Raw genomic sequence first — 18,179 nt, forward strand, 5'->3', positions numbered from 1 at the left:
CCCGCCAAGCCATTCGGATCGTGACGCTATTTGCCCCATACCTCGTGCGACAATTCGACGATTTCCCGCATCTTGGCCCATTGCTGGTCCTCGGTGAGGATGTTGCCCTCCTCGGTCGAGGCAAAGCCGCATTGCGGCGACAGGCAGAATTGCTCCAGCGGGCCGAATTTGGTCGCCTCGTCGATCCGGCGCTTGACGTCGTCCTTGCTTTCGAGCGTCCCGCTCTTGGAGGTGATCAGCCCAAGAACGACCTGCTTGTCGCCCTTGGGCAGGAATCTGAGCGGCTCGAAGCCACCAGCGCGGTCAGAATCGTATTCCAAGAAGTAACCGTCGAAGTTGACCTGGCCCAGCAACACTTCGGCGACCGGCTCGTAGCCACCCGACGAAATGAAGGTCGATCGGAAATTGCCGCGGCAGGCATGCATGGTGACCGCCATGTCGGCCGGCTTGTCCTTCAGTGCGAGGTTGATCATGTCGCGGTATTTCTGCTGAAGGTCGTCGGTCTTGTCACCGCGCTCGCGCGACTGCGCCAGTTCCTTCTCCGAGCAGAGATAGGCCCAGACCGTATCATCGAACTGCAGATAGCGGCAGCCGGCATCGTAGAAGGCCTTCACCGCCTTCGCATAAGCCTTGCCCAGATCATCATAGAACACGTCGAGATCGGGATAGACCTCCTTGCTGATCTTGACCCGCCCGGCACGAAAATGCGCCACCGTCGGCGACGGGATCGTCATCTTCGGCACGACTTTCGTGTTCGCCTTCAGGAAGCGGAAATGTTCGAGGAAGGGATGATCGGACGGGAAGTCGATCTTGCCAACGGTGCGGATGTCCCAGGCCTTGGTCTGCGCGCCCTGGAACTGGATGCCCTGGGTGTGATCGTAGAGATCGATGCCCGTGAGCCCGCCGAGGAAGTCGAAATGCCAGAAGGTGCGCCGAAATTCTCCGTCGGTCGCAAGCTGCATACCGATGTCTTCCTGCTTGCGGATCAGCTTGACGATCTCGTCGTCCTCGACCGCCTTGAGCTGTGCGCCGGTGATCTCGCCCTTCTCACGCCTGGCGCGCGCCTCCTTCAGGCGCTCCGGGCGCAGGAAGCTGCCGACCTGGTCGGCGCGGAAAGGCGGCCTGGTGCGTTGCGTCATGAAACGTTCACTCCCATTTTCTTGGTTCGGATTGAGGGTCAATACCGCGCCGGCGCGGGCTTTCTGATGAGCACGGCGCCCGGCACCAGATCGCGGGTGCCCTGATTGCGGAAGGCCAGTTGCAGATTGCGATGCGCCAGCCGCGCATGTTCGCGCATCAGCGCTTCGGCGCGCGCACCCTCGCGTTCCTCGATCGCGCGCACCACGCAATGATGATGGTCCTGGGCGATGGTGAGAATCTTGCGCGCTTCCGGCAACATGGCCTGAACCATAACGAAACCGCTGGGCGAAGCGAACGGAAGATTGAGCGCGCGATCGATCTGACGCGCGAGCACCGACGAATCGGCAGCCTCGATCAGCAACGTATGGAATTGCCCATTCAATCCCACATATTGCGAGAAGTCGTCGACACTCAAGGTGGGCCGGCCCACGAGATCGTCGAGCTGGTTCAGCCGGTCTTTCAGTTCGAGCATGATGGCGCTGCGTACGCCGCGTTCGGCGGCAAGCCGCGCCGCGAAACCTTCCAGCGTGCCGCGCATCTCGATGGCGTCGTGGATGTCGCGCTCGGAGAATGCCTTGACCGCAAATCCTCCGGACGGGATCGCTTCGAGGAAGCCTTCCTCCTCGAGGCGTACCAGCGCCATCCGGATCGGCGTACGGGACATGCCGAGCCGCTCGACCACCGACAGCTCGGACAGCCGGTCCCCCGGTTTCAGGTCCCCGGACAGGATCAGGTCGCGGAGCGAGAGCTGCGCCTTGACCGTCTGGGACGCTGAACGCTCGGATTCCGTTGCCTGGACCGGCACGGCCGACCTCCCTGTCATTTCCCGGGCTTGAGATTGCCGGGAATTCATGCTGTATACAATACTGGCAGCATGGGCGTCTCGTCCACCTGCGGTATCAAGAAACTGCCTAAATTCAGTCTAGGGACGAAACAGGCGGAAAGGCTCCGACGGCGGTTTTCCCGCATCTGTATACAAGACCACATGACATTCGGCTGGTTTGCGGGTCGAGCGAACGCGCTCAGGGACCCTAAGCGGCCGCAACAGGTCCGTCACCACACAACATCGATCCATCATCGGAGGAACCAGAGATGGCTTTCAAGAACCTGGAAGAGAAGCTGAAAGCGGCCGGCAACGCGGTCGACATGATGCGCAATTCGCAGATCGGCGCCTATGTGTATCCGGTCGTTGCGCCCGAATTCACCAACTGGCGCGACGAGCAGCGGGCCTGGCGCGAAACCTGCGTGCTGTTCGATCAGTCGCACCACATGGTGAACCTGTTCGTTCGCGGCAAGGACACCGTGAAGCTGTTGTCCTATCTCTCCACCAACTCGTTCAAGAATTTCACGGTCGACAAGGCCAAGCAGTTCGCACCCGTAACACCGTATGGCCACGTCATCGGCGACGGCATCCTGTTCTATCTCGCTGAAAACGAGATGGTTTATGTCGGCCGCAACCCGGCAGCGAACTGGATCGAATTCCACGCCAAGACCGGCGGCTATGATGTCGAGACCGTTTATGACGATCGCTCGCCGTCACGCCCGATGGGCAAGCCGGTGACGCGCCAATTCTACCGCTATCAGATCCAGGGCCCGAATGCCGAAGGCGTGATCAAGAAGCTGACCGGCGGCACCTTCCCGGAGATCAAGTTCTTCAACATGGGCTATGTGACGATGGCCGGCCGCAAGATCCGCGCGCTGCGTCACGGCATGGCCGGCGCTCCCGGTCTCGAAATCTGGGGCCCCTACGCCGAGGGCGAGGAAGTCCGCGCCGCGATCGTCGAAGCCGGCAAGGATTTCGGCCTGGTGCAGGTGGGCGCCCGCGCCTATGCGACCAACACGCTGGAATCGGGCTGGATTCCGTCGCCGGTCCCGGCGATCTATTCCGGCGACAAGCTGAAGGCCTATCGCGAGTGGCTGCCGGAGACGAGCTACGAGGCGGTGGCCGGCCTCGGCGGTTCTTTCGTGTCGAAGAATATCGAGGACTATTACACGACGCCGTATGAGCTCGGCTACAACACCTTCACCAAGTTCGACCACGACTTCATCGGCTCCGACGCGCTGAAGGCGATGGAAAGCAAGAACCACCGCAAGAAGGTGACCTTCGCTTGGGATAACGACGACGTGAATCGCATCAACGCGTCGATGTTCGCCCCGCATGGCGAAAACTTCAAGTTCATCGACCTGCCGCTGTCGAACTACGCCTCGTCGTCCTACGACACCGTGATGGCGAAGGGCGGCAAGATGGTCGGCGCCTCGATGTTCTCGGGCTATTCGTTCAACGAGCGCAAGATGCTGTCGCTCGGATGGGTCGAGGGCGAGTACGCCAAGCCCGGCACCGAGCTGACGCTGGTATGGGGCGAGGAAAATGGCGGCACCAAGAAGACCACGGTCGAGCGCCACAAGCAGACCGAAGTGAAGGTCGTGGTCGGCCCCACCCCGTATGCCGCGGAAGTGCGCGAGGGCTACGAAGGCAAGTGGCGCCATCAGGCGGCTTAACCTCGCAGTCTGAGCACGTGATGAAAAAGCCCCCGTGCATCTGCACGGGGGCTTTTTTCCGTCTGGCGATTGTTGTGAAATACGGCACAAACCATTTTGCCGAACGACACATGAAAGCGCCATCGTGCAGCACAAGCCCATATCGAGCGATGTCTCGGCCGCCGACTTCTGGCTCGCCTGCGGCGCCGTCATCGTCGTCGCGGTCCTGCAATTCTTCCTGATCAACAACCTCTCGCTCGGGCCGCGGTGGCTCGCGCCGACTGCCGAAATCGCTCTCCTGATCCCGCTTGCCGCGGCCTTTCATATCCGTCAGGCGCGCGAGCACCGGGCCGTAGCGGATGGCAGTCTGTTCGACCCGCAGCGTCGCCTTATCCGCTATCTCGCGATCACGCTGATCCTGGTCATGACCGTGATGAATTTCGTGGCGCTGAGCGAGCTGGTGCAGGCGCTGCTGGTCGGAAAGGCCGAGAACGCGCGAACCCTGCTGGTCGATGCCGTCATCATCTGGACGATCAACGTCATCGTCTTCGGGCTTTGGTTCTGGGGGCTGGACGGCGGCGGTCCGGCCGTGCGTCACGCGGAGGGCCGGCCGTATTTCGAGTTCCTGTTTCCGCAGGCGACCATGGATCGCACGGCGGCAGCCCCATTCACCCCCGGCTTTGTCGACTACCTTTTTCTGGCTTTCACAAACGCGACCGCGTTTTCGCCGGCCGACACCATGCCGCTGTCACAACGCGCCAAGCTGTTGATGATGGCTGAGGCGATGATCTCGCTGTTGACGGTCGCGTTCGTCGCGGCCCGCGCCGTCGGGATTCTGCAATAGAAACGGAAAGCACCCGAGGGTGGGGCTCATTGCGGTCGCTCAAGCGACAAGAATTTCACACCGCGAAGAACACCGTCTCCTTGTCGCCCTGCATGTGGATGTCCCAGCGCCACACCGCCCCTTCCTTCTTCGCCATCAGCGTTCCGCGGCGGTCGGCCGGAACGAGGCTGAGCACCGGATCGGTCGCGTTGCCCGCCTCGCCGTCGAAATAGATCCGGGTATAGACCTGCCGGAGCATACCGCGCGCGAAGATCGCGACCACGATATGAGGCGCCTGCCTCGTGCCGTCAGGGCCTGCCACCGGGCCGGGCTTCACGGTGTCGAACTGGAAGATTCCATCCTTGTCGCAGGCGGATCGGCCATGTCCCTTGAAGGCAGTATTCGGGAGGCAACGGCTGCCGGGCTCGTTGGAGTATTTGCCGTTGCCGTCGGCCTGCCAGATTTCCAGCATCGCGTCCGGGATCGGCTTGCCGTCGCCGTCATAGATGCCGCCTTCGATGCGGATCCGGTCGCCGACAACGTCCGGGGTGACGAGGTTCGAGCCGATCGTCTCCTTCCAGGAATAGGTCCCGTCCGGGTCCCAGTGAGCGCGGCCCCTGGGAGTGAGGCCATAGGCATAGAACGGGCCGACGGTCTGCGAAGGTGTGAGAACTGACATTGTCGTGAATCCAGCTTTCTCAGTCGAGATCCGGGGGGGTCTGCTCGCGGCCGCGCAGCACGATGTCGAAGCGGAAGGCCAGCGCCCAGTCGGGCACGGTGTTGTCGAGGTCGAAGGTCGAGACCATGCGATCGCGATCCTTCGCGTCCGGCACCGAATTGAAGATCGGATCGAATGGAAACAGATAGTCGCCCGGGAAATACATCTGTGTAACCAGGCGCGACAGGAACGAATGCCCGAACACCGAGAAGTGGATGTGGTTCGGACGCCAGGCATTGTAGTGGTTGCCCCACGGATAGGCGCCGGGCTTCACGGTGATGAACTTGTAATAGCCGTTCTTGTCGGTGACGGTGCGGCCCGCGCCGGTGAAGTTCGGATCGAGCGGCGCCGGATGCTGATCGACGATGTGAACGTAGCGGCCGCAGGCATTGGCCTGCCATATCTCTACCAGCGCGTCGGGCACCGGGCGCTTGTCCTCATCGAGGATGTGGCCGTGCACGATGATGCGCTCGCCCAGCGGTTCGCCGCCCTTGCCCTGCTTGGTGAGGTCGTTGTCGAATTCCTGGATTGCGTCATGGCCGTAGATCGGGCCGGTCAGTTCCGACAGCGTGTGCGGCGCCAGGATCAGCGGCCGGGTCGGCGACCGCTTCACCGTGCTCTTGTAGTCCGGTGACAGGTGCTTTGGATAGGCCGAGAGGCCGTCCAGCGGATAGATCAAGGACATTTTCAATTTCCCTCGTCGTCATTCCGGGGCGCGCGTGAAACGCGCGAACCCGGAATCCAGATGCTTATTAGCTTCTTTCACTGGATTCCGGGCTCGCGAGCTGCGCTCGCGCCCCGGAATGACCAGCCCTAAACCCTCTCAAGCGCCAGCGACACACCCTGCCCGACGCCGACGCACATCGTCGCCAGCGCCTTCTTCCCGCCGCGCTTTTCCAGTGCGTGCGCCGCGGTCATTGCCAGCCGCGCGCCCGACATGCCGAGCGGATGGCCGAGCGCAATGGCGCCGCCATGCGGGTTGACCTGCTCGGCATCATCCGGCAGCCCGAGCTGGCGCATCACCGCCAACCCCTGCGACGCGAAGGCTTCGTTCAGTTCGACCACGTCGAAGTCAGCGATCTTCAATCCGAGCTTCTCCATCAGCTTGCGCGTGGACGGCACCGGGCCGATGCCCATGATGCGCGGCGGCACGCCGGCCGACGCCATGCCGAGGATGCGCGCGCGCGGCGTCAGACCATGCCTCTTCACCGCCGCCTCCGAAGCGAGGATCATCGCGGCTGCGCCATCGTTGACACCGGACGCATTGCCGGCGGTGACGGTGCCGTTTTCGCGGAACGGTGTCTTCAGCCTGGCCAGCGCCTCCAGCGTGGTATCGGCGCGGACATGCTCGTCCTTGTCGAACACAGTGACTTCGCCCTTCTTTTTGCCGGGCACTTCCACCGGAATGATCTCTTCGGCAAAGAAGCCTGCGGCTTGAGCGGCGCCGGCACGCTGTTGGGAGCGCAGCGCGAACAGATCCTGGTCGTCGCGCTTCACCTGGAATTCCTCGGCGACGTTCTCGCCGGTTTCCGGCATTGAATCGACGCCGTATTGCTTCTTCATCAGCGGGTTGATGAAGCGCCAGCCGATCGTGGTGTCGAAAATGTCGGCCTGGCGCGCGAAGGCTTCCTGCGCCTTGCCCATCACGAATGGCGCACGCGTCATCGACTCGACGCCACCGGCGATCGCGAAATCGATCTCACCGGCCTTGATCGCGCGGGCGGCATCGCCCACAGCGTTGAGACCGGATGCGCAGAGCCGGTTCACGGTGATGCCGGGAACGCTATCCGGCAGACCCGCGAGCAGCAGCGCCATGCGCGCGACGTTGCGATTGTCCTCGCCGGCCTGGTTGGCGCAGCCGTAGATCACCTCGTCAAGCGCCGACCAGTCGATATTGGGATTGCGCTTCACCAGCGCCTTGATCGGCGCGGCCGCGAGATCGTCGGTCCGCACCTTCGACAGCGACCCGCCATAGCGGCCGATGGCGGTGCGGGCGGCGTCGCAGAGAAATACGTCACGCATGGGTCTGCCTTTCTTTCTCCCCTCCCCCCGCGAGCGAAGCGAGTGGTGGGGAGGGGTCGGGGGTGGGGGGCCTGGAAGCGATAATTCTCATAAGCCCCCCACCCCGATCTTCTTCACTTCGTTCAGTCGATCGACCCTCCCCACCGCTACGCGGGGGGAGAGAAAAGAACCTCGCTCATATAATCCGGCTCAAGCCGCCTCGCCGTGCGCGCGCGCAGTGCGGGCATGCAGTTCTCGCAATACCGACAATTCCTTCTCGGTCGGCGCCGGCGTCTCCGCGACCTCATCGGCATATTTCACGGTCCAGCCGGTATTTTCCTGGATCTGCTCGCGGGTCACGCCGGGATGGATCGAGGTGACCGTCATTTCCCTGGTCACCGGGTCCGGCTCGAACACGCACAGGTCGGTCACGAGCTTGGTCGGCCCCTTGGTCTTGACGCCGAGCCGCTCGCGATGATCGCCACCCTCGCCAAAGCCGAGCGAGGTGATGAAATCGAGCTTGTTCACGAACGAGCGCTTGCCCTGCGCCATGATGATGAAAATCTCGCCGCATGACGTCGCGATTTCCGGCGCACCGCCGCCACCCGGCAGCCGCACCTTCGGCTTGTCATAGGGACCGACCACGGTGGTGTTGAGATTGGCGTATCGGTCGATCTGCGCGCCGCCGAGGAAGCCGACGGTGATGCGGCCGCCCTGCAGCCAGTAGCGGAACATTTCCGGCACCGACACCGTGGTCAGCGCGGTCTCGCAGAGTTCGCCGTCGCCGATCGAGAGCGGCAGCACGGTCGGCTTGGTGGCAAGTGTGCCCGATTCGTAGATCAGCGTGATTTCGGGGGCATGCGTGAGGCGCGCCAGATTGGCCGCGGCCGACGGCATGCCGATGCCGACAAAGGTCACATCCGAGTTTTTCAGCGCACGCGCCGCGGCGATGGTCATCATCTCGTTGGGCTTGTAGGTCATGACGCTCACTCCGCCGCCGTCCGCAGGCCTTCGACATGGCGCGCGAAATCATCCGCCGTCTTGTCGAGCACATTTTCCTTCATCCAGGCGAGGAAAGTGTCGCGGTCGCGCGCGATGCCGTCCCATTGCTTGTAAAAGGCATTGAAGCGCTTGTAATAGCCCTGCGCATAGGACGGGAACGCGCCGCCCGGCACGACCGCGATGGCGCCGAGCGCCCAGCCCGGGACGATGACCGCATTCAGATTGCGCGGACCGAAATCGTCGACGATCTCTTCCACCGTCACGATCGACTTCTTCGCAGCCAGCACCGCTTCCTTCTGCACGCCGAGAATGCCCTCAAGCAGCACATTGCCTTCCCTGTCGGCGCGCAACGCATGGATCACCGCGACATCCGGCCGGTGCGCCGGCACGGTGGCCAGCTTTTCGCCGGTATAGGGGCAGTCGATATATTTGATCGCCGGGTTTACCTTGGGCAGGTCGGTGCCGATGTAACCGCGGAACACCGCGAAAGGCAGACCGGCCGCGCCCGCCGCATAGGCATTCGCCATCGCTGCATGCGAATGCTCGACGATCTCGAGCTTGTTGGGCCAGCCGTTCTCGACCGCATCACGCAGCCGGTGCAGCGAGCCGACGCCCGGATTGCCGCCCCAGGAGAAGATGATCCTGTCGGCGCAGCCCATGCCGATCATCTGGTCGTAGATCAGGTCAGGGGTCATGCGCAGGAGCGTCAGATGCTTCTTGCCCTGGCGGATGATTTCATGCCCGGCGGCATGCGGGATCAGGTGGGTAAAGCCTTCCATCGCAACCGTGTCGCCATCCCTGATGGTGGATGACACGGCTTCGGCAAGCGACATCACACGCGACATATCCGACGGTTCCTCGGGCGCTGCGAGATGCCCCGGTTTTCAGTTTATTCTATTTACGGAGCGGGTTTCGGGGGGTCAAATGCCAGCGAATCCGCGCCAAGTCCAATATTTTTGGCTGCGGATCGTCGCACCTCGCAGAACGCCCGCCATCCCGGATATGACATGAACCTGATTTCCGACGAACCGATCCTGCGCATCCACGCCGAGCTCGCCGACATCCTGCAATTCGGGCCGACCCCGATCGGGGAACGGCGGGTGATCAACATCCTCGGCGGTACCGTGGCCGGGAAACTGACCGGCAAAATTTTGCCGGGCGGGGCGGACTGGCAATTCATCCGCACCGACGGCGCCGCCCATGTCGAGGCCCGCTACACTATCCAGGCCGACAGCGGCGCCTTTGTGCTGGTGTACAGCGAAGGCATTCGCCACGGCCCGCCGGAGGTTCTGGCGCGGCTCATGACGGGAGAGGCGGTCGACCCATCGCTGTATTATTTCCGGACCTGCATGCGGTTCGAGACCGGCGCACGGGAACTGGACTGGATGAACCGCATCATCGCGATCGCACGCGGGACGCGCGAGAAGAATGCGGTGAAGCTGGACGTATTCGAGGTGCTGTGAGGTCGGTTCGCCTCCCCGCACTTCTCGCGCTGCGCTGGGGGAAGGGCAAGGCAGGGCTCGCAGGGGTAAAGCGCCGCAAATGGGCAGAAGCCCCTCATTTCTGGCCCTTTTTTCTCCATACTTGCAAGGATGGGGATTGACCCGGAGCGGGTTTTCGGGAATTTGTTGTCAACCACAACAATCAGACCAAGGCTTCGCGAGGCCGCCAGGGATCCCAGGGACCGATGCCAAGGACCAAGATCGACATTCCGAACCTGCCTGCCTCCGTTACGGCGGAGCGTGACGGCGAGATCGGCTTCCTGCGCCTGTCGCGGCCGGAAAAGCGCAATGCGCTCAACGACACGCTGGTGATGGGCATCGAGGCCTATTTCAATGGCCTGCCGAACGACATCCGCGCAGTCGTGCTGACCGGCGACGGCGACCATTTCTCGGCCGGTCTCGATCTGTCGGAGCTCACGGTGCGCGGCACGGTCGAGTCCGTGCATCACTCGCGCAACTGGCATCGCGTGTTTGACCTGTTCGAATTCGGCAAGGTGCCGGTGATCGCCGTGCTGCACGGCGCCGTGGTAGGCGGGGGTCTCGAACTCGCGTCCGCCTGCCATGTGCGGGTGGCGGAAAAATCGACCTATTACGCGCTGCCGGAAGGCGTGCGCGGCATCTATGTCGGCGGCGGCGGTTCGGTGCGCATCCCGCGGCTGATCGGCGCTTCGCGCATGATGGACATGATGCTGACCGGCCGCACCTACGGTGCCGAAGATGGGCTGGGGATGGGCCTGTCCCACTACCTGGTCGAGAACGGCACCGGCCTGGAGAAAGGCATCGAACTCGCCAAGCGCTGTGCCGCCAATACGCCGATGACGAATTATGCCGTGATGCATGCGCTGCCACGAATTGCGGACATCGACCGTCCGGGTGGCTATATGATGGAAGCGCTGATGGCTGCGATCTCCTCCGGCAGCGAGGAGGCGCAGGCTCGGCTCAAGGACTTCTTGGAAAAACGGGCGCCCAAGGCTCTGCACAAGGGCTGAAAAAAAGCGCCGCGCAGGGTGGAATAGCCAATGGCGCAAGCGCCTCAGACTTCGCGTGCCGATGGACCGGCTCCGGTCCGGCCGGTGAAACTCGAAAAGCCGGAGATCGACATCGAGCGGCGGCCGGACGGCACCATGCTGATCCGCTCGCGCTATCCGCTCGATCCCTATCCCGACCGCATCACCGACCGGCTGGTGCATTGGGCAAGAATGACGCCCGACCGCACCTTCATGGCGGCGCGCGATGCGAACGGCGAATGGCGCCACATCACTTATGCGCAGGCGCTGCAATACGCCAAGTGCATCGGCCAGGCGCTGCTGTCGCGCAAGCTGTCTGCCGAGCGGCCGGTCGCGATCCTGTCCGGCAACGATCTCGAACACGCGATGCTGGCGCTCGGTTGCCTCTATGTCGGCATCCCCTACGCGCCGATCTCGCCGGCCTATTCGCTCATCTCGTCCGATTTCGGCAAGCTGCGCTACATCGTCGATCTCTTGACGCCCGGCATGGTGTTCGCCTGCGACGGCCAGCAATATGCCAAGGCCATCGATGCCATCATTCCCGATGACGTCGAGCTCGTCTTCACGCGCAACCCTATCGCGGGCCGCAAGTCGATCTCGTTCGATCATCTGGCGGCGGCGATCCCGACCGACGCGGCCGAAGACGCGCACGACAAGGTCGGCCCCGACACCATCGCGAAATTCCTGTTCACTTCCGGCTCGACCGGGATGCCGAAAGGCGTGATCAACACCCAGCGCATGTGGTGTTCGAACCAGATCATGGTGCGCTCGGCCCTGCAATATCTGCAGGATGAGCCGCCGACGATCCTCGATTGGGCGCCCTGGCATCACACCGCCGGCGGCAACCACGATGTCGGTCTCGTGCTCTATAACGGCGGCACGTTCTACATCGACGAAGGCAAGCCGCTGCCGGGCGCGATCGAGCATACCGTCCGCAACCTGAAGGACGTCGCCTGCACCTGGTACTTCAATGTGCCGAAGGGCTACGAGGCGCTGCTGCCATTCTTCCGCGCCGATGAACAACTCCGCCGCAACTTCTTCAGCCGGCTGAAAGTGCTGTGGTATGCCGGCGCGGCGATCGCGCAGCATGTCTATGACGAATATCAGCAGCTTGCCTTGCAGACGGTGGGACAGCGCATCCTGTTTCTCACGGGCCTCGGCTCGACCGAGACCGCACCCTTCGCGATGAGCCGGATGTGGGAGAGCGTCCACGGCGTCAATATGGGCCTGCCGGCGCGCGGCTCGACCCTCAAGCTGGTGCCGTCGGGAGACAAGCTGGAGGCGCGCTTCAAGGGGCCGCACATCACGCCGGGCTATTGGCGCCAGCCCGATCTCACCGCGAAGGCGTTCGACGAGGAGGGCTTCTACAAGATCGGCGACGCGCTGAAATTCGAGGATGAGGGCAACCCGATCCAGGGGCTGCTGTTCGACGGCCGCATCGCCGAGGATTTCAAGCTCGGCACCGGGACATGGGTGAGCGTCGGGCCGCTGCGCGCGGCCTTCATCTCGCATTTTGCGCCGTATGTCCGTGACGTGGTGATCGGCGGCGCCGACCGCGATTATATCGGGGTCATCGTCATCCCCGATGTGGAATCGCTGCGCGCGTTCGCCTCGGACCTGCCGAAGACCGCACCCGCCGCAGATGTACTCGATCATCCGGGCGTAAAACATAAGTTCAGGGAGTTGCTGGCGAGCTTCGCCAAGGCCTCGACCGGCTCGTCGAACCGTGTCATGCGCGCGATCCTGCTCGCGGAGCCGCCATCACTCGATGTCGGCGAGATCACCGACAAGGGCTCGATCAACCAGCGCGCGGTCTTGAGCCATCGCAAGGCGATGGTGGACGAAATGTATGCCGATCCGCCGTCGGCGCGCGTCATCGCTATCGATAAAAAGGCCTGACATGTCTGAAAAAACGCGCGGCATCGGCGCCAGCTTTACCGATGCATGGCTGGTCGAGGGCGTGCGCACGCCGTTCGCCGATTACAACGGGCCGCTCGCGGCGATCTCTCCGACCGATCTCGGCATCAAGGTCGGCCGCGAAGTGCTGAAGCGCGCCGGAATCAAGGGCGACGATATCGACACCGTGATCACCGGCAACATGGCGCAGGCGAGCTTCGACGTGTTCTGCCTGCCGCGGCATGTCGCGCTCTATTCCGGCGCGCCGATCGAGACGCCGGCGCATCACGTGCAGCGGGTCTGCGGCACCGGAATCGAGGTGCTGTCGCAGGGCGCCGACGCGGTTTCTCTCGGGCGCGCCGATCTGGCGCTGTGCGTCGGCACCGAATCGATGAGCCGCAATCCGGTCGCCTCCTACACCAGCCGCAGCGGCTTCCGGCTGGGTCAGGTCGAGTTCAAGGATTTCCTGTGGGAGGCTTTGCTCGATCCGGCCGCCAAGGTGACGATGGGCGACACCGCGGAAAATCTCGCTCGGCAATACCAGATCACCCGCAAGGAAGTGGACGAGTTCGCAGCCCGCTCGTTCGATCGCGCGCTCGCTGCCCAGAAGGACGGCTTCCTCGACGGCGAGATCGTCCCGGTTACGACCGAGACTTTCGAACTGGAGGGTTATGAGTCGCGCGGCATCAAATTGTCGCGCAAGACTCCCGAGGTGAAGACCGACACGCATGTGCGGCTCTCGCCGGTCGATACCCTGTCGAAAATCCCGCCGGCCTTCGGTGGCGTGCAGACCGGCGGCAATTCGTCGGCGATCGTCGACGGCGCCGCGGCGGCTTTGGTCGCGAGCGGAGAATACCTGAAGAAGAACGGCAAGACGCCGCTCGCCCGCCTGGTGGCGTCGGCGGCTGTCGGCGTGCCGCCGGAGGTGATGGGGATCGGGCCTGTGCCGGCGATCAAGGCGGTGCTGGAGCGCGCCGGGCTGAAGCTGTCCGACATCGACCGCATCGAGATCAACGAAGCCTTTGGGGCGCAGGTCATGGCCTGCGCCCGCGAACTCGGCATCGACGAGGACAAGCTCAACGTCAATGGCGGCGCCATCGCGATCGGCCATCCGCTCGGTGCCACCGGCATTCGCATCACCACCACCCTCGCCCGCGAGCTCAAACGCAAGGGGCTGCGCTACGGCATCTCGTCCGCCTGTATCGGCGGCGGCCAGGGCATTGCGCTGTTGATCGAGAATACCGAGGCGGTGGAAGGGCACTGAACGTCGCGACTGTTACCCTCCCCCTTGTGGGGAGGGTCGATCGCCTGAGCAACGCGAAGGCGATCGGGGTGGGGGTACCAGCGAGATTTGCGGAAGGACCCCCACCCCGCTCGCTTCGCTCGCGACCCTCCCCACAAGGGGGAGGGTAAGAACGAGCAAGGACGGAAATCATGGACATCAACGGACAGGTCGCAATCATCACCGGCGGCGCATCGGGGCTCGGCGCCGCAACGGCACAGGCTTTCGCCGGTGCCGGCGCCAGGATCGCGCTGCTCGACATCAATCTCGCGGTCGCGCAGCAGACCGCGGAAAGCCTCGGCGGAATCGCGGTGAAATGCGACGTCACCGACGAGCAAAGCGCGGCTGACGCGCTCGCCGAGGTGCAGAAGAAGTATGGCGTCGGCCGGGTGCTGGTGAATTGCGCCGGCGTCGGACCGCCCAAGCGGATCGTCGGCCGCGACGGCCCGATGCCGCTCGCTGATTACAAGAAGGTGATCGACATCAACCTGATCGGCACCTTCAACATGATGCGGCTGTTCGCGGCGGCCTTGAGCAAGGCCGAGCCGCTGGATGGCGGCGAACGTGGCGTGATCATCTCGACCGCGTCGGTCGCGGCCTTCGAGGGCCAGATCGGCCAGGCCGCCTATTCGTCCTCCAAGGGCGGCGTGGTGGCGCTGACCATGCCCGCGGCGCGCGAGTTCGCGCAGTTCGGCATTCGTGTCATGACGATCGCACCGGGCATCTTCCACACGCCGATGCTCGCCGCTCTGCCCGAGGACGCACAGAAAAGTCTCGGCGCCTCGGTGCCGTTCCCGCCCCGGTTGGGCCGCCCGGAGGAATATGCCGATCTGGCGCTGTTCATCGTCAAGAACGGCTACATGAACGGCGAGACCATCCGCATCGATGGTGCGCTCCGGATGGCGCCAAGGTAAACACGACGGTCGTCCCCGCGGAAGCGGAGACCCATAACCACCAAAGTGAAATATGGGCCCCCCGCTTTCGCGGGGGCGACACCAAAAGGTGAGGCAGGACAAGCAAGGTATGCTCAGCAACAGCCGCAGCGTCAGGATCGAGTGGGGTGATTGCGATCCCGCCGGGATCATTTTCTATCCGCGCTATTTCGCGATGTTCGACCATTCGGTGACCATGCTGATCACGGCTGCGTCCGGCGTCAGCAAGGCGGAACTGCTCAAGCGATACGATTTCGACGGCTATCCGCTGGTCGCGACTCAAGCCAAGTTCATCATCCCGACCCGCTTCGGCGACGATGTCATCATTCAGTCCACTTTCACGCGCGTCGGCCGGTCGAGCTTTGAAATCGCGCACCACATCAGAAAGAACAATCAGATCGCGGTCGAAGGCCGCGAGACACGGGCCTGGGTGAAGCGCGAACAAGCCGACAAGACGAAGATCAAGTCGCATCCGCTGCCTGAGGAACTGGCGGCGCGTTTCCGCGGCGAGTTCTGAAATCCGGAGCCGGCCGGTCATTTCGGGACGCGCGTAGCGCGGACCCGTAATGACAACATCAACCCAAAGCCGCCGAAATCTTGCGCAAGATCTTGACGAACTGGGCCCGCTCGCGCGGCCCGACGATCGCGTCAAGCTCGCTTTCGTGGCGTTGCGCGCATTCGTGCATCGCCCGCATCACCTTCCGACCGGCATCGGTGAGCGAAAGCTCGTACAGGCGACGATCACTCCGCGTCCGGACACGGCTGATCAGCCCACGCTTGACCAGATTGTCGAGCACCGGCGTGAGTGTTGACTTGTCGCTGCCGATGGCACGCGCGAGCACGGTCTGGCTGATACCGGGATTGCGGTCGATCAGGATCAGGGCGGCAAATCGCCCGGGGCTCAAGCCCACGGACTGAGCATGCCGCGCAAAGGACTGGAACGAGGCGATCTGCGCCATCCGCAGACGGAAACCGATCCAGTCGTCGAACGGACCGAAATCGAGCGCATCGTCGGCGCTTGCGCGCGCATTCGCCTCGGTTTCCGCTCCGCGGAGCACGGCACTCTCGCGCGGCACGATAGGCCCCTCGCTTCGCCAAAAGACCAAAAGGAAAATTGTTTTATATCCAACTATTCTCGCTTACAATGCTTGCAACGTGCTTTTGGCGCGAGAACAAGCCCGCAGAAGCCGGCGCTGACGTAAGAGGACGCCGATGCTTGCCCCCGCTTTTTGGCCCCGCGTGCAGCGGCGTTCCGGCCGACCGCACCAGCGGCGGTGTGCGTGGTGCCGGCAAGAACCTGCCCACCGCAACGCGATCGTGTTCGGAGCGTGGGCAGACGATGAACGGTCGGCCGTCGACAACAGGCCGGAGCATCGCTTGCGACGTTCAAGGCGGCCTATTGATCGCGCCGCGTTTTGACGATTGAAGTAGGACGGACGGCGGGGAACGGTTTTCCCGCCGTCATGCCTGAGGGGCCAAGAACAATTTGAAAGCCGTCCATGCGGCGCGACGAGGTTGGGGGATGAGCAGAACAACAAGGTGGATGGACGGCTTCATCGACTCGATCGAATGGATCGCAGCCTTTTTCATCGGGCTCGTGGCATTTGACGTGTTCGTGTCGGTGCTGCTGCGCTACTTCTTCAACTATACCATCCCCGATGCCTACGACTTCGGTCAGCTGCTGCTCGGCATCCTGATCTTCTGGGGCATCGCGGCCACCAGCTATCGCGGCACGCATATCACCGTCGATTTGCTCTGGGCCAATGTCAGTCCCTACTGGCAACGCATCATGGACGTGTTCGCCACGCTGGTGCTGCTGTTCGTCGTGTCCGTGCAGACCTATACGCTGTTCGACAAGGTCTCGACCACGTACGGCGCGAACGTGCAGACCTTCGACATGCGCATCCCGGTCTGGCCGTTTTTCGCGATCGCCTGGGTCGGCGATCTTGCCGCCGTGCTGCTGATTGCGGTCCGCACCTATCGGCTGATTTTCCATCCCGAATTGATGAAGCCGGTCGACGAAGTGTCGAAGTCGGGCGAGTGAGAGATTCCGATGTCTACTGACGCCGTCGCCGTAATCGGGTTCGTCTCGCTGTTTACGCTGATGCTGTTGCGCGTGCCGATTGGCATGGCCCTTGGTCTCGTGGGTGTGACCGGCTTCGGCTATCTGACCTCCATGAGCCCTGCGCTGAAGATCGTCGGCCATACCACCATGCGCACGGTGACCGATTTCAATTACGCCGTGGTGCCGCTGTTCCTGCTGATGGGCTCGTTCGCGACCACCTCGGGTATGAGCCGCGAACTGTTCCGAGCCGCAAACGCCTTTATCGGGCACCTGCGCGGCGGCCTCGGCATCGCCACCATCCTTGCCTGCGGCGGCTTCTCCGCGATCTGCGGCTCCTCGGTCGCCACCGCCGCCACCTTCTCGCGCGTCGCCTACCCCGAGATGCGCCGCTTCAATTACCCGGAAAGCTTCTCGGCCGGAGTCATCGCCGCCGGCGGCACACTCGGCATCATGATCCCGCCGTCCACGGTGCTCGCGATCTACGGCATCATCACCGAGCAGGATATCGGCAAGCTGTTCATTGCCGGTGTCATTCCCGGGATTCTTGCGGTGCTCATGTATGTCGCCACGGTGTCGGTCATCGGCTGGACGCGGCCGGGCTTCTTGCCGTCGGGTCCGAGATCGTCGTGGGGTGAGCGGGTCGAGAGCATCAAGGGCGTCTGGGCCACACTGCTCCTGTTCGCATTCGTGATCGGCGGCCTTTATGGCGGCATGTTCACAGCGACCGAAGCCGCGGGCGCGGGCGCCGGTGGCGCCTTCATCATCGGCGTCGCGCGCCGGCGGCTGTCCGGAAAACAGATTCTGCAGTGCCTTCTGGAGACCACCCGCACCACGGCGGCGGTCTTCACCATCCTGATCGGCGCGCTGCTGTTCGGCTATTTCCTCACCATCACCCAGACTCCGCAAAAGGTCACCGCGTTCCTGACCGGGCTCGGCATCGGCAATTACGGTGTGCTGACGCTGATCCTGATCATGTACCTGCTGCTGGGCTGCCTGATGGACGCCCTCGCCATCGTGATCCTGACCGTCCCGATCATCTTCCCGCTGATCAAGGAGATGGGATTCGACCCAATCTGGTTCGGCATCATCATCGTCATGACCGTGGAACTCGGCCTGATCCATCCGCCGGTGGGCATGAATATCTTCGTCATCAAGAGCGTGCTCGAGGACATCAAGATATCCACGATATTCATAGGGGTGATCCCGTTCATCATCACGGACCTGATCCGGCTGGTGATCCTGGTCCTGTTTCCGGCGCTGGCCACCTGGCTACCGTCGCATATGTAATTAGATTGCAATTGTTGTAGACTGGGCTCCGGCCGGGGGCACCCGG

The 18,179-nt window shown here is 63.1% G+C and carries 18 protein-coding genes; 10 read left to right on the forward strand and 8 right to left on the reverse strand.

Features of this window, described 5'->3' with window-relative positions; genetic code table 11:
- Positions 1 to 26 precede the first annotated feature (26 nt).
- Positions 27 to 1,139, reverse strand: coding sequence for a 5-methyltetrahydropteroyltriglutamate--homocysteine S-methyltransferase (locus tag AB7F49_RS22755; RefSeq protein WP_428526577.1), 1,113 nt, complete (start codon positions 1,137 to 1,139; stop codon positions 27 to 29).
- A gap of 38 nt (positions 1,140 to 1,177) precedes the next feature.
- Positions 1,178 to 1,945, reverse strand: coding sequence for a GntR family transcriptional regulator (locus tag AB7F49_RS22760; RefSeq protein ID WP_428526579.1), 768 nt, complete (start codon positions 1,943 to 1,945; stop codon positions 1,178 to 1,180).
- Positions 1,946 to 2,232: 287 nt separating this feature from the next.
- Between AB7F49_RS22760 and ligM the strand changes: the two genes are divergently transcribed.
- Positions 2,233 to 3,639, forward strand: a complete 1,407-nt coding sequence (ligM, locus tag AB7F49_RS22765; protein WP_428526581.1) for a vanillate/3-O-methylgallate O-demethylase — start codon at positions 2,233 to 2,235, stop codon at positions 3,637 to 3,639.
- Between the two features lie 124 nt (positions 3,640 to 3,763).
- The gene (locus AB7F49_RS22770) at positions 3,764 to 4,462 is read left to right on the forward strand and encodes a hypothetical protein (protein WP_428526583.1); all 699 of its coding nucleotides are present in this window, start codon (positions 3,764 to 3,766) and stop codon (positions 4,460 to 4,462) included.
- 55 nt (positions 4,463 to 4,517) lie between these two features.
- Here AB7F49_RS22770 and pcaG read toward each other — a convergent pair whose 3' ends face one another.
- The 5 genes from pcaG to AB7F49_RS22795 form a co-directional block, all read right to left on the reverse strand.
- Positions 4,518 to 5,120, reverse strand: coding sequence for a protocatechuate 3,4-dioxygenase subunit alpha (gene pcaG, locus AB7F49_RS22775; RefSeq protein WP_428526585.1), 603 nt, complete (start codon positions 5,118 to 5,120; stop codon positions 4,518 to 4,520).
- 19 nt (positions 5,121 to 5,139) lie between these two features.
- A complete protein-coding gene (gene pcaH / locus AB7F49_RS22780; protein ID WP_428526586.1) occupies positions 5,140 to 5,844 on the reverse strand; it encodes a protocatechuate 3,4-dioxygenase subunit beta in 705 nt (234 codons plus the stop codon).
- A gap of 128 nt (positions 5,845 to 5,972) precedes the next feature.
- Complete coding sequence (gene pcaF / locus AB7F49_RS22785) at positions 5,973 to 7,181, reverse strand: 3-oxoadipyl-CoA thiolase (protein WP_428526588.1); 1,209 nt, start codon at positions 7,179 to 7,181, stop codon at positions 5,973 to 5,975.
- A 189-nt stretch (positions 7,182 to 7,370) separates the two neighbouring features.
- On the reverse strand, positions 7,371 to 8,141 hold the full coding sequence (locus tag AB7F49_RS22790) for a CoA-transferase subunit beta (protein WP_428526590.1): 771 nt from the start codon (positions 8,139 to 8,141) through the stop codon (positions 7,371 to 7,373).
- A 5-nt stretch (positions 8,142 to 8,146) separates the two neighbouring features.
- Positions 8,147 to 9,007, reverse strand: coding sequence for a CoA transferase subunit A (locus AB7F49_RS22795; RefSeq protein ID WP_428526592.1), 861 nt, complete (start codon positions 9,005 to 9,007; stop codon positions 8,147 to 8,149).
- A gap of 162 nt (positions 9,008 to 9,169) precedes the next feature.
- On the opposite strand from AB7F49_RS22795, the gene AB7F49_RS22800 reads away from it, so the two are divergent.
- The 6 genes from AB7F49_RS22800 (at position 9,170) to AB7F49_RS22825 (ending at position 15,298) form a co-directional block, all read left to right on the forward strand.
- Positions 9,170 to 9,625, forward strand: a complete 456-nt coding sequence (locus AB7F49_RS22800; protein WP_428526594.1) for a DUF3237 domain-containing protein — start codon at positions 9,170 to 9,172, stop codon at positions 9,623 to 9,625.
- 224 nt (positions 9,626 to 9,849) lie between these two features.
- Positions 9,850 to 10,653, forward strand: coding sequence for a crotonase/enoyl-CoA hydratase family protein (locus AB7F49_RS22805; protein WP_428526596.1), 804 nt, complete (start codon positions 9,850 to 9,852; stop codon positions 10,651 to 10,653).
- A gap of 30 nt (positions 10,654 to 10,683) precedes the next feature.
- A complete protein-coding gene (locus AB7F49_RS22810) occupies positions 10,684 to 12,570 on the forward strand; it encodes a feruloyl-CoA synthase (RefSeq protein WP_428526598.1) in 1,887 nt (628 codons plus the stop codon).
- A gap of 1 nt (position 12,571) precedes the next feature.
- Positions 12,572 to 13,831 (forward strand): thiolase family protein, encoded by a 1,260-nt coding sequence (locus AB7F49_RS22815; protein WP_428526600.1) that lies wholly within the window; start codon positions 12,572 to 12,574, stop codon positions 13,829 to 13,831.
- Between the two features lie 170 nt (positions 13,832 to 14,001).
- A complete protein-coding gene (locus tag AB7F49_RS22820; protein ID WP_428526602.1) occupies positions 14,002 to 14,763 on the forward strand; it encodes an SDR family NAD(P)-dependent oxidoreductase in 762 nt (253 codons plus the stop codon).
- A 109-nt stretch (positions 14,764 to 14,872) separates the two neighbouring features.
- Positions 14,873 to 15,298 carry an acyl-CoA thioesterase gene (locus AB7F49_RS22825; RefSeq protein ID WP_428526604.1) on the forward strand — a complete coding sequence of 142 codons (426 nt, stop codon included), beginning with the start codon at positions 14,873 to 14,875 and terminating at the stop codon, positions 15,296 to 15,298.
- A 58-nt stretch (positions 15,299 to 15,356) separates the two neighbouring features.
- On the opposite strand, the gene AB7F49_RS22830 is transcribed toward AB7F49_RS22825, so the two are convergent.
- Positions 15,357 to 15,839 (reverse strand): MarR family winged helix-turn-helix transcriptional regulator, encoded by a 483-nt coding sequence (locus AB7F49_RS22830; protein ID WP_428526606.1) that lies wholly within the window; start codon positions 15,837 to 15,839, stop codon positions 15,357 to 15,359.
- A gap of 464 nt (positions 15,840 to 16,303) precedes the next feature.
- On the opposite strand from AB7F49_RS22830, the gene AB7F49_RS22835 reads away from it, so the two are divergent.
- Together AB7F49_RS22835 and AB7F49_RS22840 are read left to right on the forward strand one after the other, a co-directional pair.
- Positions 16,304 to 16,825 carry a TRAP transporter small permease gene (locus AB7F49_RS22835; RefSeq protein ID WP_428526607.1) on the forward strand — a complete coding sequence of 174 codons (522 nt, stop codon included), beginning with the start codon at positions 16,304 to 16,306 and terminating at the stop codon, positions 16,823 to 16,825.
- A 9-nt stretch (positions 16,826 to 16,834) separates the two neighbouring features.
- On the forward strand, positions 16,835 to 18,133 hold the full coding sequence (locus AB7F49_RS22840; protein ID WP_428526609.1) for a TRAP transporter large permease: 1,299 nt from the start codon (positions 16,835 to 16,837) through the stop codon (positions 18,131 to 18,133).
- The last annotated feature ends 46 nt before the right edge of the window (positions 18,134 to 18,179 follow it).

This window comes from Pseudorhodoplanes sp., assembly GCF_050250235.1.
In the GTDB taxonomy this organism is placed as follows: Bacteria; Pseudomonadota; Alphaproteobacteria; order Rhizobiales; family Xanthobacteraceae; genus Pseudorhodoplanes.

Coding starts and splice junctions, on each gene's coding strand:
- AB7F49_RS22755 (WP_428526577.1), bottom strand. CDS start 1,139: ATGACGCAACGCACCAGGCCGCCTTTCCGCGCCGACCAGGTCGGCAGC.
- ligM (WP_428526581.1), top strand. CDS start 2,233: ATGGCTTTCAAGAACCTGGAAGAGAAGCTGAAAGCGGCCGGCAACGCG.
- pcaG (WP_428526585.1), bottom strand. CDS start 5,120: ATGTCAGTTCTCACACCTTCGCAGACCGTCGGCCCGTTCTATGCCTAT.
- pcaH (WP_428526586.1), bottom strand. CDS start 5,844: ATGTCCTTGATCTATCCGCTGGACGGCCTCTCGGCCTATCCAAAGCAC.
- pcaF (WP_428526588.1), bottom strand. CDS start 7,181: ATGCGTGACGTATTTCTCTGCGACGCCGCCCGCACCGCCATCGGCCGC.
- AB7F49_RS22790 (WP_428526590.1), bottom strand. CDS start 8,141: ATGACCTACAAGCCCAACGAGATGATGACCATCGCCGCGGCGCGTGCG.
- AB7F49_RS22795 (WP_428526592.1), bottom strand. CDS start 9,007: ATGTCGCGTGTGATGTCGCTTGCCGAAGCCGTGTCATCCACCATCAGG.
- AB7F49_RS22800 (WP_428526594.1), top strand. CDS start 9,170: ATGAACCTGATTTCCGACGAACCGATCCTGCGCATCCACGCCGAGCTC.
- AB7F49_RS22805 (WP_428526596.1), top strand. CDS start 9,850: ATGCCAAGGACCAAGATCGACATTCCGAACCTGCCTGCCTCCGTTACG.
- AB7F49_RS22810 (WP_428526598.1), top strand. CDS start 10,684: ATGGCGCAAGCGCCTCAGACTTCGCGTGCCGATGGACCGGCTCCGGTC.
- AB7F49_RS22815 (WP_428526600.1), top strand. CDS start 12,572: ATGTCTGAAAAAACGCGCGGCATCGGCGCCAGCTTTACCGATGCATGG.
- AB7F49_RS22820 (WP_428526602.1), top strand. CDS start 14,002: ATGGACATCAACGGACAGGTCGCAATCATCACCGGCGGCGCATCGGGG.
- AB7F49_RS22825 (WP_428526604.1), top strand. CDS start 14,873: ATGCTCAGCAACAGCCGCAGCGTCAGGATCGAGTGGGGTGATTGCGAT.
- AB7F49_RS22835 (WP_428526607.1), top strand. CDS start 16,304: ATGAGCAGAACAACAAGGTGGATGGACGGCTTCATCGACTCGATCGAA.
- AB7F49_RS22840 (WP_428526609.1), top strand. CDS start 16,835: ATGTCTACTGACGCCGTCGCCGTAATCGGGTTCGTCTCGCTGTTTACG.